The sequence below is a fragment of the Amycolatopsis sp. BJA-103 genome (assembly GCF_002849735.1).
Taxonomy (GTDB): domain Bacteria; phylum Actinomycetota; class Actinomycetes; order Mycobacteriales; family Pseudonocardiaceae; genus Amycolatopsis.
The window spans coordinates 2,085,057-2,102,850 of the sequence record NZ_CP017780.1; the positions used below are offsets into that span (position 1 = coordinate 2,085,057).

The 17,794-nt window shown below is 71.4% G+C and carries 6 protein-coding genes; all 6 read left to right on the top strand.

The features are described from left to right. Positions 1–3 precede the first annotated feature (3 nt). The 6 genes from BKN51_RS09140 to BKN51_RS09165 all read left to right on the top strand — a co-directional run bounded on the left by BKN51_RS09140 (position 4) and on the right by BKN51_RS09165 (position 17,582). Positions 4–5,343 carry a type I polyketide synthase gene (locus BKN51_RS09140; RefSeq protein WP_101607236.1) on the top strand — a complete coding sequence of 1,780 codons (5,340 nt, stop codon included), beginning with the start codon at positions 4–6 and terminating at the stop codon, positions 5,341–5,343. Positions 5,344–5,631: 288 nt separating this feature from the next. Next, entirely contained in the window at positions 5,632–8,679 is a 3,048-nt protein-coding gene (locus tag BKN51_RS09145; protein WP_101607237.1) for a non-ribosomal peptide synthetase, read from the top strand. After that, positions 8,676–14,108 (top strand): non-ribosomal peptide synthetase/MFS transporter, encoded by a 5,433-nt coding sequence (locus tag BKN51_RS09150; RefSeq protein WP_101607238.1) that lies wholly within the window; start codon positions 8,676–8,678, stop codon positions 14,106–14,108. Before BKN51_RS09145 ends, BKN51_RS09150 begins: the two co-directional genes overlap by 4 nt. After that, positions 14,105–15,376: an ATP-grasp domain-containing protein gene (locus tag BKN51_RS09155; protein WP_101607239.1), complete on the top strand. Its 1,272-nt coding sequence runs from the start codon at positions 14,105–14,107 to the stop codon at positions 15,374–15,376. The genes BKN51_RS09150 and BKN51_RS09155 overlap by 4 nt, the downstream gene beginning before the upstream one ends. Further along, a complete protein-coding gene (locus tag BKN51_RS09160; RefSeq protein WP_101607240.1) occupies positions 15,373–16,650 on the top strand; it encodes an ATP-grasp domain-containing protein in 1,278 nt (425 codons plus the stop codon). The genes BKN51_RS09155 and BKN51_RS09160 overlap by 4 nt, the downstream gene beginning before the upstream one ends. Next, a complete protein-coding gene (locus BKN51_RS09165; protein WP_101607241.1) occupies positions 16,647–17,582 on the top strand; it encodes a TauD/TfdA family dioxygenase in 936 nt (311 codons plus the stop codon). Before BKN51_RS09160 ends, BKN51_RS09165 begins: the two co-directional genes overlap by 4 nt. Positions 17,583–17,794 lie beyond the last annotated feature (212 nt).

Here is a 17,794-nt window from a genome sequence, read left to right on the forward strand (position 1 = left end):
ACCGTGACCCACCTTCCCGAAACCGGCGCCGGCGATCCCGGAGCCGAACCGATCGCGATCGTCGGACTCGATGTACGCGTGCCCGGCGCGCGTGACGCGCGGCAGTTCTGGCGCAACCTCGTCGACGGCGTCGAGTCGATCGTGCCCGCCACCCGCGAGGAGATGATCGCCCGCGGCGCCGAAGAGGCCACTGTGGACGATCCGAGCTGGGTGAACGCCACCACCGTGGTCGACGGCTTCGACGAGTTCGACGCGGACCTGTTCGGCATGACCAGCCGCGAGGCAGAGATCACCGACCCGCAGCATCGGCTGTTCCTGCAGTCGTGCCACGCCGCGCTGACCGACGCGGGCTACGACCCGGCCCGCTTCGACGGCGCGATCGGCGTCTACGGCGGGTCGGGGGGCACCGGCTACCTGAAGGAGAACCTGCTGCGCAACGAGCGGATTCTCGCCTCGCAGCACGGCGGTATCGGCATTTCGACCGGCAACCAGCCGAGCTACCTGACGACCTCGGTGTCGTACAAGCTCGACCTGCGCGGCCCGAGTCTCGCGGTGTTCACCGCCTGCTCGACGTCCCTGGTCGCGGTGCACCTGGCCTGTGAGGCGCTGCGCAACGGTGAATGCGACATGGCGCTGGCGGGCGGGGTCAACCTGGAGATGCCGCATGGCATCGGCTATATGGGCGTCGAAGGCTTCACCTCGCCGGACGGCCACGTGCGCGCGTTCGACGAAGGCGCCAACGGCACGGTCTGGAGCAGCGGCGCCGGGGTCGTGCTGGTGAAGCGGCTGTCGCAGGCGATCGAGGACGGCGACCACATCCGGGGCGTCGTGCTGGGCAACGCGATCAACAACGACGGCGCCACCAAGGTCGGCTTCTCCGCGCCCAGCGTGGCCGGGCAGACCGAGGCGATCGCGCAGGCCGTCGGCATGGCCGGTGTCGACCCGCGCACCATCGGCTACGTCGAGGCGCACGGCACCGGCACGGCGCTGGGCGACCCGATGGAGATCGCCGCACTGTCCACTGTGTACGGAAACGGGGTCGCGGACACCGGCTGGTGCGCGATCGGCTCGGTGAAGTCCAACATCGGTCACCTGTCGCAGGCGGCGGGCGTGGTCTCGCTGATCAAGGCCGTGCTCGTCATGGAGCACAGGCTGATCCCGCCGACCATCAACTACCACGAACCCAACCCGGGCATCGACTTCCCGGCGAGCCCGTTCTACCCGGCGCAAGGGGTGACGAAGTGGGAGGCGGCCGCGGCACCGCGGCGGGCGGGCGTCAGCTCGTTCGGCGTCGGCGGTACCAACGCGCACGTCGTGCTGGAGGAGGCGCCCGCCCCGCAGTGGAGCAGGGCGCCGCACCCGGCGCATCTGCTGCGGGTGTCGGCCAACACGGCGGAGGCGCTCTCGGCCGCCGTCGACGGGCTGGCCGAGCGGCTGGCCGGGGACGTCGATCTCGACCTCGCCGACGTGGCCCACACCCTGGCCGCCGGGCGCACCGAGTACCCGCACCGCGCGGTCGTCGTCGCCCGTGACTCCGAGGACGCGGTCGACGGGCTGCGGGACTCGCGGCGCCTCGTGTCCGCACAGGCCGGGGAGCCGAACGTGGCGTTCCTCTTCCCCGGGCAGGGTTCGCAGTACGCCGGGATGGGCGCCGAGCTGTACGAGGCCGAGCCGGTGTTCGCCGCGGCCGTCGACGAGTGCCTGCGGCTGCTCGAATCCGAGCTGCCGGAGCTGCGCGACCTGATCTTCTCACCCGGTGGCGAGCAGGCGCTGCGGGAAACCCGCGTGACCCAGCCCGCGCTGTTCGTCGTCGAGTACGCGCTGGCGAAGCTGTGGCAGAGCTGGGGTGTGCTGCCCTCGGCGATGATCGGTCACTCGGTCGGCGAGTACGTCGCCGCCACCGTCGCCGGGGTCTTCACCCTGCCGGACGCGCTGAACCTGGTCGCCACCCGCGGCCGTCTGATGCAGTCGATGCCCGCCGGGGCGATGCTCGCCGTCCAGCTCGACGAGGAGAGCGTCACCACGCGGCTGCCGGGCACCCTCGCGATCGCCGGGGTGAACGGGCCCGGCACGTGCGTCGTGGCCGGACCGCCGGACGCGGTCGCGGATTTCGCGGCGACGCTCAAGGCCAGCGGCGTGCAGTGCCGCGAGCTGGTGACCTCGCACGCGTTCCACTCGCCGATGATGGACCCGGTACTGGCCGAGTTCACCGCCGCCGTCACCGCCGTCGTCCGTACCGCGCCCGCGCTGCCGTTCCTGTCGAACGTCACCGGCGACTGGATCACCGACGCCCAGGCCACCGACCCCGCTTACTGGGCCTCTCACCTGCGCCAGGCCGTCCGGTTCGGCGACTGTGTCAAGAATCTGTTCGTGCGCGGCGGCCGCTGGGCGCTCGTCGAATGCGGCCCCGGTCACCAGCTTGCCGGGCTGGCCCGCGGCCAGGTCCCGAAGGGCATGCCCGCGCCGCAGCCGAGCCTGCCGGGCCGGACCGAGCGCATCGGCGACGTCGAAACGCTGTACGGCGCCGCCGGTCTCTTGTGGACGAACGGGGTTTCCCTGGATTCGCGGACGTTCGGCGCGCCCGGCCACCGGGTACCGCTGCCCGGCTACCCGTACGCGCGCAAGCGGTACTGGGTCGATCCGGACCCGGTCACGGACGCCCGGCCCGCGCGGCGGAGCGGTCCGCTGCCGCTGTCCGAGTGGTTCGCGGTCCCGGCGTGGCGGCAGGCGGAACCGGACCTGAGACGCGAGCCCTTCGCGAACGCGCTCGTCTTCGCCGCCGAGGACGTCCTGCCGAGGCAGCTGCGTGACGCGGGTGTGACGGTCACCGAAGTGCGTCCCGGCAACGGGTTCGCCGTGACGGAGACGGGATTCACCGTCCGGCCCGGGGTACGAGAGGACTACGACGCGCTCGTGGCCGCGCTGCCCGCCCGGCCCGAGCGGGTCGTGCACGCCTGGACGCTGACCGGGGACGAGCGCGGCATGGCCGCCCAGGATCACGGGTTCTTCAGCGTGCTCAACCTCGTCCAGGCCTGGGGTGAGCCGATGCGGATCGACGTGCTGAGCACCGGAGCCGCCGACGTCACCGGCACCGACCTGACCCGCCCCGAGCACGCGACCCTGGCGGGCATCGCCAGGGTGGTGCCGCTGGAGGTCCCGGGCACGGTGGTGCGCCGGATCGATGTCGACGCGGACCACCCGCAGGACGCCGTCGCCGAGCTGTTCCGCCCGGCCGACGCGGCGGCCGAGGTCGCGCTGCGGACAGGCCGCCGCTGGGTGCTGGACCACACCCAGATCGAACTGCCCCCGGCCGCCGAGCCGGTGCTGCGCGACGGCGGCCGGTACCTGATCACCGGCGGGACCGGCGGCATCGGCATCACGCTCGCCGAGGACCTCGCCCGCCGGGTGCGGGCGAAGCTCGTGCTGCTCGCCCGCACCGCATTGCCGCCGCGGGCGGAGTGGGACCCGCATCTCGCCGCGCACGGCGGCACCGACCGCACCGGGCGCGCGATCCTCGCCGTGCGGCGGATGGAGGCCGCGGGCGCGGTGGTGCACGTCGTCGCCGCCGACGTCACCGACGCGGCGCGCCTGCGTGAGGTGCGTGAGCTGGCCGAGCGCGAGTTCGGTGGCCTCGACGGGATCGTGCACGCCGCCGGGATGCCCGGCGGCGGCGTCGCCGAGGTGAAGGAGCGGGCCGCGGCCGAGGCCGTGCTGGCCCCGAAGATCGCCGGGACGCTGGCTCTGTCCGAGGCGTTCGGCGACCTGCCGATGGACTTCGTCGCGCTGTGCTCGTCGATCACCGCGGTGGTCGGCGGCATCGGGCAGGTCGACTACTGCGCCGCCAACAACTTCCTCGACGCCTACGCGCGGGGGAACCACGGCTGGCGGGCGCGGCTGGTCTCGCATGCCTGGGGTGGCTGGGACGAGGTCGGCATGGCCGCGGAGGTGGCCGCTCCGACCACGATCCGCACCGCCCGGTCGCGGGCACTCGGCCCGGTCGAACACCCCGTGCTCACCACGCGCTCCGAGGACGGCGCGCACGGGCTCGTCTCGGCGGCCACGCACTGGCTTCTCGACGAGCACCGGATCGCCGGGGTACCGGTGGTGCCGGGCACGGGACACCTGGAGACCGTCCGCGCGGCGGTGGCCGCGGCGCTGCCGAAGCCCGGTGACGGGCACGTCGTCGAGCTGCGGGACGTCGTGTTCCTGGAGCCGTTCGGCGTCCCGGACGGCGCCACCGCGGAGTACCGCGTGGAGTTCGACGGCGACGAATTCACCGTGACCAGCCATGTCGCCGGTGCGAGCCGGACCCACGTGCGCGGATCCGCCGGATGGGTCGCGGCCGTGCCGACGTCCACTGTGGACATCGAGGCGGTGACCGGGCGGACCGAACCGATCGACGACGGGCACGGCTTCGGAACCGGCCGCACCAGCATGGTCACCTTTGGCCCGCGCTGGGCGGCGCTGCGCGAACACCGCATCGGCGCGCACGAGGAGCTGGCCACGATCACGGCACCCGACGCGGCGGCGGGTGACGTCGGCACGTGGGGGCTGCACCCGGCGCTGCTGGACGTCGCGACCGCGTTCGGCCGAGGCCGGGGGAGCGGCGCCTACCTGCCGATGGGCTACGGCCGGATCGTCGTGCACGACGCGCTCCCGGCGAGTTTCCGCAGTCACCTGCGCTACCGCGACTCCGGCGGCGACCAGGTGGTGGCGGCCGACCTCGCGCTGTGCGACGAGACCGGCCGCGTGCTCGTCACGATCGAGGACTTCGTGCTGCGCCAGGTCGATCAGGACGCTGTCGGTGGCGGCTTGACTTCGACGTCCACGGCATCCCAAGCGTCCACTGTGTCCGATTCGGACAAGACGTCGACCGGGATCCGGCCGGTGGACGGCGCCGAGGCGTTCGTCCGGGCGTTGTCCCCCGGCCTCGGCGGGCAGGTGGTGATCAGCACGCTCCCGGTGCGGGAGCTGATCGAGCACCGGGTCAGCGCCGAGGAGCTGGACGAACCCGGCGAAGCACCGGTGAGGGTGTCGGAGGACGACTACGTCGCTCCGCGCACCGACCTGGAGGCCGAGATCGCCCGCCAGTGGACCGAGCTGCTAGGCGTGGAGAAGATCGGTGTGCACGACGACTTCTTCGCTCTCGGCGGGAACTCGCTGGTCGCCATCCAGCTCATCGCCCAGGTGCGCAAGGCCACCGGTACCCGGCTGGCGATGAAGACGCTGTTCGAAGCGTCCACAGTGGCCACTCTGGTCGAGCGGATCGAGGAGTTGCGCGACGGCAAGGCCGAGGCGACGGCCGAACCCGCCCGGACCACCATCCCGAAGCTCGAGCGCTGAGACCGTTGGCGAATTCGGGCCGGGTGGGCTTCGGCGGTCGTGAGTGGGGTTTCGGGCTATTGAGGGGTAAGGCAAAGGTGACAGGTTGCGAAAGCCACTTTCGCAACCTTCAACGTTGCGAAAGTGGCTTTCGCGACATGCCGAACCGACCCGCGGGACCAACGCCTCACCCACGCCACCCGCCTCGCCCACGACGACACCATCTGCAACTCCGCACACCAGCCAGGCAGGCAGCCGAGACCCCGTCGGGTCTCGAATCCGCCAACAGACGCTGAGAAACAGGAAATCATGAGCGACACGAAGGAATGGACGTTCCCGGCCTCGTTCGGCCAGGAGCGGATCTGGCTGTCCGGCCAGCTCGACCCCGCGTCCCCGGTGTACAACCTGCACTGCCGGGCCCGGCTGGACCGCCCGCTGACCGCCGCGCAGTGGCGCACCGCGCTCGGCGTCGTCGTCGGGCGGCACGAGGCGCTGCGCACGTCGTTCCGCATGGACGGTGGCGCGCTCATGCAGGTGGTGCACGCCGAGGTGCCGATCGAGCCCGAAGTACACGACTTGCGGGATCTGCCCGCCGAGGCTCGCGGCGACCGGCTCGCCGAACTCGTCGGCGCTGTCGTGCGCGGGGCCATCCCGCTCGACTCGCCGCCGCCGTGGCGGGCCCAGCTGTGCCGCCTGGCCGACGACGAGTGGGTGCTCACGTTCGTCGTGCACCACACCGTGTTCGACGCCCGTTCGGTGCTGGTGCTGGAGGCCGAGCTGAGCGAGGCGTGCGACGCCGTCTTCGAGGGCCGCGAGCCGAAGCTGCCCGAGCTGGCCATCCAGTACCCGGACTACTCGGCCTGGCAGCGCGGGCAGCTCGAAACGTCCTCCGAACAGCTGGACTACTGGCGGACGCAGCTCGCCGGGCTGCCGCCGGTCCACGGCCTGCCCACCGACCGGCCGCGTCCCTCAGCACTGACGTTCGCCGGTGACCAGGTGGACTTCGCCCTCCCGGACGGACTGATCGGCCGGGTCGGCGAGCTGAGCCGGGAGCTCTCGGCGTCGCCGTTCATGGTGCTGCTGGCCGGCTACGCGGCACTCGTGGCACGACTGTCCCGAGTGGACGACGTCGTCGTCGGCGTCCCGGTCGCCGGCCGCGACCTGCCGGAGCTGGCCGACCTGATCGGCATGTTCGTCAACCAGATGGCCGTACGCGTCGACTGTTCGGGCGCGCCCGCGTTCACCGAGCTGGTCGGCCGGGTCCGGACCACGCTGCTGGAAGCGATCGACCACAGCCAGGTGCCGTTCCAGGTGGTCGCCGAGGCAGCCGGGGCCGAGCGCGACCCCGGCGTGCAGACGCTGTATCAGCTCGGGTTCAACTTCCTGCCCGACTCGGGGCTGGAGCCGGTCCGCTCGGCCACCGCGAAGGACGACATCGCGATCGACCTGACCGCCGTGGACGGCAGGCTCGTCTACCGCACCGACCTGTTCGACCGCGAGACCGCCGAAGCCGTGGCCGAGCGGTACCTGCGGCTGCTGACTTCGGCGCTGGCCGATCCGGCACAGTCGATCGCGGACCTGTCGCTGCTTTCGGAGGTCGAGCGTGAGCTGGTCCTGACCGGCTGGAACTCGGCGGAACCGTCCACAGTGTCTAATTCGGACGCCACGACCGTGCCCGCCCGGTTCGAGGACCAGGTGCGGCGGACCCCGGACGCACCCGCCGTAGACCTCGGTGGGGTTCGCCTGACCTACGCCGAGCTGAACACGCGGGCCAACCGCGTCGCACACCGGCTGCGCGAGCTGGGCGCCGGTCCCGGCACCGTCGTCGGTGTCTGCGTGCCGAACTCGGCGGATCTGCTGACCGGCCTGCTCGGGGTGCTGAAGAGCGGCGCGGCCTACGTCCCGCTCGACCCGGCCAACCCGGCCCCGCGGCAGGCGCTGATCCTCGCCGACGCGGGTGTCCCGTTCGTGCTGGTCGCCGGAGAGTCCACTTTGGACACCAAGACGCTGGCCCTGGACGATCCGGCCGAGTGGTCCACCGCGGCCACCGAGAACCCGGAACCGGCGGCCGGGCCGGGCGACGTCGCCTATGTGATCTACACGTCGGGCTCGACCGGGCGGCCCAAGGGCGTCGAGGTCGAGCACCGTGCCGTCGACACGTACCTGGCGTGGGCGCGTGAGGCGTACCCCGGCCTGGCCGGACGGGCGCTGCTGCACACGTCGCCGTCGTTCGACCTCACCGTGACGACGCTGCTCGGCACCCTCACCGCCGGGGGCGCGGTGGTCGACGGCGGCAGGCCGACGTTCGTCAAGGCGACCCCGACGCACCTCGCCGTCCTCGCCGAGGAGCTGTTCCCGACGGGTGAGCTGGTACTCGGTGGCGAAGCGCTGACCGCGGAAGCCGTTCAGCCGTGGCGAGAGCGGCACCCCGGCACGCTCGTCGTCAACGAGTACGGCCCGACCGAGGCCACGGTCGGCTGTGTCGTGCACCGGATCGAACCCGGGGACGAGCTGCCGTCCGGACCCGTCCTGATCGGCCGTCCAGTGCCCGGTACCCGCGTGTACGTTCTCGACGAGCGGCGGCAGCCGGTGCCGCCGGGTGTCCCGGGCGAGCTGTTCGTCGCCGGGCCGCAGCTCGCCCGCGGCTACCTCGGGCTGCCGGACCTGACCGCCGAAAAGTTCACCGAGGGTCCGTCCGGCCGCATGTACGCGACCGGCGACCTCGTCCGCTGGCGCCGCGACGGCACGCTCGATTACCTCGGCCGCATCGACGAGCAGGTGAAACTGCGCGGCTACCGCATCGAACCCGGCGAGGTCGAAGCTGCGCTGCGCGAGCTGCCACAGGTGCGGGACGCGGCGGTGGCGGTGCGCGGCGACACGCTCGTCGGCTATGTCGTCGGCAGCTCCGACGGAGCGGCCGAAGCCCTGCGGAAGACGTTGCCGGACTACCTGGTGCCGACCCGGTTCGTGAAGCTGGACGCGCTGCCGATGGCGGCCAGCGGCAAGCTCGACCGGGCCGCGCTGCCGGATCCCGAACCCGGTGAGGCGGTGGCGTACGTCGCACCCCGGACCGCGGCCGAAGAACTCGTCACCGAGGTGCTCGGCGAGCTGCTCGACATCGGTGACCTCGGCGTGCACGACGACTTCTTCGCTCGCGGCGGCAACTCGCTGCTGGCGATCCGCGCGATGTCCCGGCTCCGCAAACAGCTCGAAGTCGACATCCCGGTGCGGGGGCTGTTCTCTTTCACCACCGTCGCCGAACTCGCCGCCGAGATCGAGCGGCGGCTCGCCGAGGACCTCGACCAGCTCAGTGACGAAGAGGTCCAGCGCCAGCTGGCCGAAGGCGAGCTCTCATGACCACGATCGACGAAACCAGCGGCGCGGCCGCGCGCCGCGCCCTGCTCGAACGACGGCTGCGACGGCGCACGGAGCCTGCCGCGACCATCACGCCGCGCGGAGGCGACGCCGTCGTCCCGCTGTCCTATCAGCAGGAACGCGTCTGGTTCATGGAGCAGTTCGCGCCGGGCACCGGGTCCTACCACATCCCGGTGCCGATCCGGCTGACCGGACGGCTCGACGTCACCGCGCTCCAGTCCGCTTTGGACACCCTGCCGGTGCGGCACGAGGCGCTGCGGATGCGGTTCCCGGCAGGCGACGACGGACAGCCGACCGTCCACATCGAACCCTCGGTCACGGTCGGACTGTCCATAGTGGATTCCGGAAGCGAGGAGGCGGCCCGCGCCGCCGTCGACGCCGCCGCGGCCGAGACGTTCGACCTGGCCACGGGCCCGTTGCTGCGGGCGACCCTGGCCCGGGTGTCCGACGAAGAGCACCTGCTGGTCCTGTGCACGCACCACATCGTGGGTGACGGCTGGTCGGTCGACCTGCTGCTGCGTGACCTCGCCGCGCAGTACCACGCCCTGAGCTCCGGCGGCACGGCCGAGCTGCCCGCGCTGAGCATCGGGTACGGCGACTTCGCGCATTGGCAGCGCCGCACGCTCACCGGTGACGAACTCGACCGGCAGCTGGAGCACTGGCGGGCACAGCTCGCCGGGGTCGAGCCCCTGGAGCTGCCCACCGACCGGCCACGGCCCGCCAAACAGAGCTTCGACGGCGCGATCCACGAGTTCTTCGTCGAGCGCGATCTCGCCCGGGCTCTCGGCGAGCTGAGCCGCGGGCACGGCGTCACGCTTTTCATGACCTTGCTGGCCGCCTACCAGGTGCTGCTGGCGCGGTACTCGGGCCAGGACGACTTCGCGATCGGCTCGTCGTCGGCCGGGCGCGGCCTGCCCGAGCTCGAGGGCGTGGCAGGCATGTTCATCAACATGCTGCCCCTGCGGGCCCAGCTGGAGGGTGACCCGACGTTCGCCGAGCTGCTCGACCGCACCCGGCGGCACGTGCTGGACGCGTTCGACCACGCCGACGTCCCGTTCGAGCGGCTGGTGAACGCGCTCGGCGTGCCCCGCGACGTCAGCCGCTCGCCGGTGTTCCAGGCGATGTTCGTACTGCAGAACTACGAGATGGGCCGGATGGGTGCGGCCGGGCAGTCCGCTGTGGACTTCCGCTGGCTGCCGATGGACCTGCCCGCGACCCGGTTCGACTTCGAGTTCCACGCGATCGAGATCGAGAGCGGGCTGATCGGCAAGTTCGTGCACAACACGGCGCTGTTCACCGCGGACACGGTCGCCGGGATGGCCGGGCGGCTGGTCACGCTGCTGCGCTCGATCGTCGCCGATCCGGACCGGAGACTGTCCGAATTGGACATTCTCGACGCCGGGCAGCGTGAACTCGTCCTGGAGCGCTGGAACGCCACGACGGCCGAGTTCCCGCAGACCACGCTGCACGCGCTCGTCGAGGAGCAGGCCGCCCGGACGCCGGACGCGCCCGCGGTGACCTTCCGCGGCGCGTCACTGACCTACCGCGAGCTGGACGAGCGGGCCAACCGGCTCGCGCACCGGCTGCGTGGCCTCGGCGTCGGACCGGGCGTGCTCACCGGGGTGTTCGCGGAGCGGTCGTTCGAGCTGGTCGTCGCACTCCTCGGCGTGCTGAAGGCCGGTGGCGCGTACGTCCCGCTCGACCCGGAGTACCCGGCCGACCGGCTGGCGTTCATGCTGCGGGACGCGGCCGCACCCGTCGTGCTGACGCAGGCGGCATTGCGCGAAACGCTGCCTCCGGGTGACACGACCGTCATAGTTCTAGACGACCCTGCCGAGACGGCGGGGCAGCCGGGCACCCCGCCCGAGCCGCTCGCCGGACCGGAAGATCCGGCGTACGTCATCTACACCTCGGGCTCGACTGGCCAGCCGAAAGGCGTGCCCAACGGTCACCGCGGCATCGTCAACCGGCTCGACTGGATGCAGCGCGCGTACCGTCTCGACGGCACCGATTCGGTGCTGCAGAAGACCCCGGCCGGTTTCGACGTGTCGGTCTGGGAGTTCTTCTGGCCGCTGATCACCGGCGCGCGGCTGGTGCTCGCCGAACCCGGTGGTCACAAGGACGCCGCGTACCTGCGCGAGCTGCTCGCGTCCGAAGGCATCACCACCGCGCACTTCGTGCCGTCGATGCTCACGCTGTTCCTGGCCGAGCAAGGCGTCGAGAGCTGCACGGCGCTGCGGCGGGTCGTGTGCAGCGGCGAGGAGCTGCCGCTCGACGCGGCCCGCGAGTTCACCCGGCGGCTGCCGGACTGCGAGCTGCACAACCTCTACGGCCCGACCGAAGCCGCCATCGACGTCACCGCCTGGCACTGCACGCCCGCCGCGCTCGCCGAGGTCGCGTCGGTGCCGATCGGGGCGCCGATCCAGAACATCCGGATCTACGTCCTCGACAGTTCGGGGCGGCCCTGCCCGGTCGGCGTACCCGGCGAACTGCACATCGCCGGTGTCGGCCTCGCCCTCGGGTACCACAACCGCACGGAGCTCACGGCCGAGCGGTTCGTGCCCGACCCGTTCCACAGTGGACGGATGTACCGGACCGGCGACCTCGCGCACTGGCGCCCGGACGGGACGATCGCGTTCCTCGGCCGGATCGACCACCAGGTCAAGCTGCGCGGCCTGCGCATCGAGCTGGGGGAGATCGAGACGACCTTGCGCGCCCAACCAGGTGTGCGCGACGCCGCCGTGATCGTCCGCGAGGACACGCCGGGGGACAAGCGGCTGGTCGGGTACGTCGTCGGTGACGCCGAGCCCGGCGCGCTGCGGACGGCGCTCAAGCAGAGCCTCCCGGACTACATGGTGCCCCCGTCGTTCGTCCCGCTCGACGAGCTGCCGCTCACCCCGAACGGCAAGCTCGACCGCAAGGCGCTACCCGCTCCGGTCGCGTCCCGGGACGCGACCAAGGAGCTGGTCGCGCCGTCGACCCCGGTCGAGGTCCTGCTGGCCGGGATCTGGCGGGACGTGCTCAAAGTGGACGAACTGGGCGTCGACGACGACTTCTTCGACCTCGGCGGCCACTCGATGCTGGCCACCCAGGTGGTGGCGCGGATCGGCAAGGCGGACGCCGGCCAGGTCGGCGTCATGGATCTGTTCCAGCACCGCACGATCCGCGAGCTGGCGTCCTTCATGGACGGTGACACCGCCGACCGGCCGCGCCACCTGCTGTACGAGCTGACCAAGCCGACGACGCAGCGGACACTGACCTACGTCTGTTTCCCCTACGGAGGCGGCAGCGCGATCGTCTACCAGCCACTGGCCGACGCGCTCCCGGACGGTTACTCGCTCTACTCGGTCGCCATCCCCGGCCACGACGTCGGACTGTCCGAAGAGGCCGTGCCCTTCGACGACCTGGTCGAGCGGCTGGCCGACGAGATCCTCGACCGCGTCGACGGCCCGCTGGCCATCTACGGCCACTGCGGTGTCGGCAACGCACTCGCCGTCGCCGTCGCCCGGCTGCTCGAAGAGCGCGGCCGCGAACTGGAGGTCGTCTACATCGGCGCGATCTTCCCGTTCGCCCGGATGAAGGGCGCGGTGGGCACGCTGCGCACCCGGCTGGAGAAGCTGCGCAGCAACCGGTACTACTCGAACTGGCTCAAGGGCATGGGCGTCGACACCGACGACCTCGACCCGGCGCAGGCCGACCGGATCATCACGAACATGCGCGCCGACAGCCGCGCCGCCGAGGAGTACTTCAGCGGCCTGCTCGACGCCCGCGTGGCCAAACTGCGCGCGCCGATCGTGTCGGTGGTCGGCTCCGAAGACCCGGTCACCGACTACTACACCGAGCGGTACCGGGAATGGGAGTTCCTCACCGACACCACCGCGCTCGTGGTGCTCGACCGGGCCGGGCACTTCTTCCTGCGCTACCGGGCCGACGAACTCGCGGAGATCGTCACGCAGGTGCACCCGGCACTGGACGATCCCGGCGAGCTCGACGTCCGGGCCCGCGGCGAAGACGCGGCCTGGGCGGTGCACGAGACCCATCGGGCGGAAGTGGACGACAAACCCACTGTGCGGCCGAGCATGGCCCGGTTCCTCACGATCACGGCCGGGCAACTGGTGTCCTCGACCGGCTCGGCGCTGACGTCGTTCGCGGTGCCGATCTGGCTCTACACCCGCACGGGCTCGGTCGCCGACCTCGGCCTGCTGTGGGCGCTCGCGCTGATGTTCGGCGTGCTCGTCCTGCCGGTGGCGGGCGCGCTGGTCGACCGCGGCGACCGGCGGCGGATCATGATCGCGGCCAGCGGCACCGCCGGCGGGATCCAGTTGATCCTGGCGTTGCTGCTGATCACCGGGCACGTCCAGCTGTGGTTGTTCTACGTGCTGATCCCGCTCGGATCAGTGGCCGCTTCGTTCCAGCGCATCGCCTACCAGTCGTCGGTGGCGCAGCTGGTGCCGAAGCAGTACCTCGGCCACGCGATGGGCCTCGCGCAGCTGTCCACCGGTTTCGCCCAATTGCTGATGCCGGTGCTCGCGGCCGGGCTGCTGGCGACGATCCAGCTGTCCGGCATCCTGATCTTGGACATGGCGAGCTACGCGTTCGCGATCGTGGGCCTGCTGCTGGTGCGGTTCCCGGATCTGCTGGGCTGGCGCCCGCGCGAACCGCTGCTGACGGCGATCGCGGGCGGGCTGCGGTACTCGTGGAACCATCGCGGCTTCCGCACGATGCTGCTGTATTTCGCGCTGGCGAACGTCTTCCTCGCTCCCGCGCTGGTGCTGGTGTCGCCGCTCGTGTTGTCGTTCGGCTCGGTCACCGACGTCGCGCAGGTGGCGCTGGCCGAGGCCGTCGGCGCGGTGGCGGGCGGGATCGGGATGGCGCTGTGGGGTGGCCCGCGGCATCGCCGGATGGTCGGCGTGCTCGCCGGCAACATCGGGATCGCGCTCGGCAGCCTCATGATGGGCCTGCGGCCGTCGCTGATCGTCGTCGCGGCCGGTGTGTTCGTCCTGGCCGCCGCGATGTCCGTGTCGCAAGGCATCTACGCGACGCTGGTGCAGGTCAAGGTGCCGCAGCGGTTCCACGGCCGGGTGTTCGCGATCAACCAGACGATCACGTGGTCGACGCTGCCGATCGGATTCGCCGTGCTGGCGCCGCTGGCCGTCGGCTGGTTCTCGCCGCTGCTGGCGCCGGGCGGCGCGCTGACCGGGTCGGTCGGCGCCGTGCTCGGCACCGGTGAGACCCGGGGCATCGGGCTCGCCTATGTCGTCTTCGCGCTGATCCTGCTGCTGATCAACGTGGGCGGGTTCTCGATGCGGCGGCTGCGCCGGTTCGACACCGAGGTGCCCGATTCGCTGCCCGACGACTTGGTCGGGGCGCAGGAACGGGAGCGCAAGCTCGCGGGGAAGGAAGCCGCATGAGCACGGCAGTGCTGGTCAGGGAGGCCCGCGGGCACTGGGTCGGTGAGGTCGCGCCGTCGATGCGGGCGGCCGGGCACCGCGTGGTGCTGCTCGCCCCGCCGATGGACGCGGCCGAGCGGGCCACGCTGGCCGGAGTGGTGGACGACGTCATCGCGCTCGACGACGTCCACGACGCGGAAGCCGTCGCGGCGAAGGTCCGGGAGATCGGCGGCGGCGCGCTGGCCGGCATCTTCACCGGTTCGGACGGCGCCATCGCGAGCACCACCCGCGCCGCGGAGCTGCTCGGGGTGGCACGCTGCCCGGCGTCGGTGTTCGCCTTGTGCGCGAACAAGTTCGCCGTTCGGGAGGCCCTCGCCGCGGCGGGACTGCCCGGGCCCGCCCACGCCCTGATCTCGTCGGCCGCCGAGGCGGCGTCGGTCGCTTCGGCGGTCGGGCTCCCGGCGATCGTCAAGCCGGTCAACGGGGCGGGCAGCAACCTCGTCCGCGCCGTGTCCACTGTGGACGAACTGGCGGCCGCGTACGAGCTGCTGGCCGCGCGACTGCCCGAGTCCGCGGATCCGCGCTACCACCGTCGACTGGGAACCCTGGACCCTTCAAAGACGTTTCTCGTCGAAGGTTTCCTGCGTGGCCCGGAGTACGCGGTGGACGTGCTGGTCCGCGATGGAGTGGCCGAGCCGGTCGAGATCCTCGACAAGCCGCTGATCGACGAGCGGAAGTTCGAGCTGGCGCTGTCGTGCCCGCCCGCCGGGCTCACCGCCGACCGGGCCGGACTGGTCACCGCGGCGGCGGTCGCCGCCGTCCGCGCGCTGGGTCTCGACAACACCTGTGCCCACGTCGAGCTGATCGACGACGTCGACCGCGGCCCGACGATCGTCGAGGTCAACGCGGGCAGGCCTGCCGGGTCGATCATGCCGCTGCTGGCGAAGCTGCGCACCGGCATCGACGTGTTCGCCGAGCTGGCGGCGCTCGCGGTGGGCGCTCCGCCGCCGGTACGGGAACCCGCGAAACTGCCGATCCCGCTGGGCATGCTGATCCTCTACGCGGCCGGTTCGGGCCGGTTGACGAGGATCGGCGGACTCGACGAGATCGCCGAGCTTCCCGAGGTGATCGACGTCGTCACCACCGTCTCGCCGGGGCAGGTGCTCACCGACGAACAGGAGACCTACGCGGTCAACCTCGTCGTGGCGGGGTTCGCCGATCACGACGACCTCGCCGCCCTGCATGCGGAGGCGAGCAAGCTCGTCCAGCTGGAACTGGAGGACGTGTGAACACCGTGTTCGTGGTCCGGGAGACCGCCGGGCAGTGGATCGCCGACGTCGTGGCCGCCGTGCGCGCGACCGGGCTGGGGGTCGAGCTGGTCACCCAGCCTCTGGAACCGGCCGAGCAGGCACAGCTGACGGAACTGGTGGACGGCTTCGTCGTCGTCGACGACGTCCGTGACGCCGAATCCGTGGCCGAGGCGATCCGGGCGCGGACCGAGCGTCCGGCCGGGGTGGTGACCGCCGCCGAGGGGATCATCGCGAACGTCGCCCGCGCGGCCGAGCTGCTCGGCGTGGCACGCTGCCCGGCGTCGGTGTTCACCGTGACGCACAACAAGTTCGCGGTCCGGCGGGCGCTGGCCGCGGCCGGGTTGCCAGGGCCGCGCTGCGCACTGATCTCCGCCGAGTCCGAGGCTGCGTCGGTGGCTTCGGCGGTCGGGCTCCCGGCGATCGTCAAGCCGGTGAACGGCGCGGCGAGCAATCTCGTGCGCACGGTGTCCACTGTGGACGAACTGGCGGCGGCGTACCGGCTGCTGGCCGAGCGGTTGCCACTGTCGGAGGACGCCCGGTACCACCGGCTCATCGGTGGCGGCCCGTCGCCGATCGACCCGGTGAAGGTGTTCCTCGTGGAAGGCCTGCTGCGTGGCCCGGAGTACGCGGTCGACGTCCTGGTGCGCGACGGCGTCGCGGAACCGGTGGCCGTGGTCGAAAAGCCGCTCATCGACGACCGTAAGTTCGAGCTGGGCATGGTCTGCCCACCGCTCGAACTGTCCGAAAAGGACAGCGAACGGCTGTTCGCGGCGGCGGCGGCCGCCGCGCTCGCGCTGGGCCTGGACAACACCTGCGCGCACGTGGAGCTGATCGACGACGCCGAGCTGGGCCCGGCGATCGTCGAGGTGAACGCGGGCCGCCCGGCAGGCGGCGCCCAGCCGGTGCTGCTGAAGCTCGCGACCGGCATCGACGTCATCGCCGAGGCCGTGTCGCTGGCACTGGGCACGCCGCCGCCCGCGCGAGGTGCGGGCCTGCCGGTGCCGGTGGGCTACCTGATCTTCTACGCCGAGGGCACCGGGCGGCTGGTCCGCGTCGAGGGCACCGACGAGGTCGCCGACCTGCCCGAGGTCCTGGAGGTCGTCACGATCGTGCGCCCCGGCCAACTGCTCACCGACGACCAGGAGATCTACGCGGTGAACGTGCTCGCCGCGGGGTTCGCCGACACCGAAGACCTCGCCGCGCTGCACGCCGAGGCCGCCAAGCTGATCCGTTTCGAACTGGAGGAATCATGACCGCCGAACTCGCGGCGAACCTCGGTCACATCGAGGGCAACGACCACACGAAGCTCACCGTGTACGCGGCCATAGGCCTGGACTGGGTACGCGCGCACCGCGAAGTGCTGCAGGACCGGCTGCGCGAGGACGGCGCGATCCTGCTGCGCGGGATGCCTGCCGACCTGGCGGTGTTCAACCAGGTCACCGAGGAGATCGGCGGCTCGCTGCTGACCTACACGGAACGGTCGACGCCGCGGTCGGCGGTCTCGGGCAACATCTACACCTCGACGGAGTACCCGCCGGGTGAGTCGATCCCGATGCACAACGAGAACTCGTACTCGGCGAACTGGCCGGACCGCCTGTTCTTCCTGTGCGACACGGCGGCCGAAACCGGCGGCGCGACGCCGATCGCGGACAGCCGGGCGATGTACCGCCTGCTGCCTGCGGACCTGCGCGAGCGGTTCGCCGGCGGCGTCACCTACACGCGGGCGTTCCGCGAAGGTCTCGGGCTGACCTGGCAGGAGGCGTTCCAGACCGACGACCGCCAGGCGGTGGAGGACTACTGCACCGGCAACGGGCAGACCTACGAGTGGACCGACGAGGGCCTGCGCACGCGGCACGTGCGTCCGTCCTTCGTCACGGAACCGCACACCGGCGCGACGGTGTGGTTCAACCAGGCCAACCTGTTCCACGTCTCGAGCCTGGGGGAAGAGGTCAGCGAGGCGCTGCTGGACCTGTACCCCGAGGAGGACCTGCCCCGCAACGCGTCCTTCGCCGACGGCTCGCCGATCCCGCAGGCGGACCTGGCCACGATCAAGGCGACGTACGACGAGGTCAGCTATGCGTTCCCGTGGCAACCGGGCGACATCATGGTGATCAACAACATGCTGATGGCCCACGGCCGCGAGCCGTTCACGGGCAAGCGGCGGACCCTGGTCGCGATGACGTGACTCGCGTGATTGGAGCCGGATCTCGCGTGATCAGAAGGCGAACTCCGTGATCCGTCTCTGATCACACGTGATCCGGCTCTGATCACGTGTGATCGCCCGTTCCGCCCGAACACGACACGTTCGACGGCTGACGGGTCGGCTCTTTTCACCTGCCAGGTGTCCTCGAGTCGTGACTGAAACAGGCCCGGAACGGGTAATCCTCACTTCAGGTA

What these genes read in the sequence shown, in the direction of transcription:
- BKN51_RS09145 (WP_101607237.1), top strand. Translation starts at nt 5,632, where the DNA reads ATGAGCGACACGAAGGAATGGACGTTCCCGGCCTCGTTCGGCCAGGAG.
- BKN51_RS09165 (WP_101607241.1), top strand. Translation starts at nt 16,647, where the DNA reads ATGACCGCCGAACTCGCGGCGAACCTCGGTCACATCGAGGGCAACGAC.
- BKN51_RS09155 (WP_101607239.1), top strand. Translation starts at nt 14,105, where the DNA reads ATGAGCACGGCAGTGCTGGTCAGGGAGGCCCGCGGGCACTGGGTCGGT.
- BKN51_RS09150 (WP_101607238.1), top strand. Translation starts at nt 8,676, where the DNA reads ATGACCACGATCGACGAAACCAGCGGCGCGGCCGCGCGCCGCGCCCTG.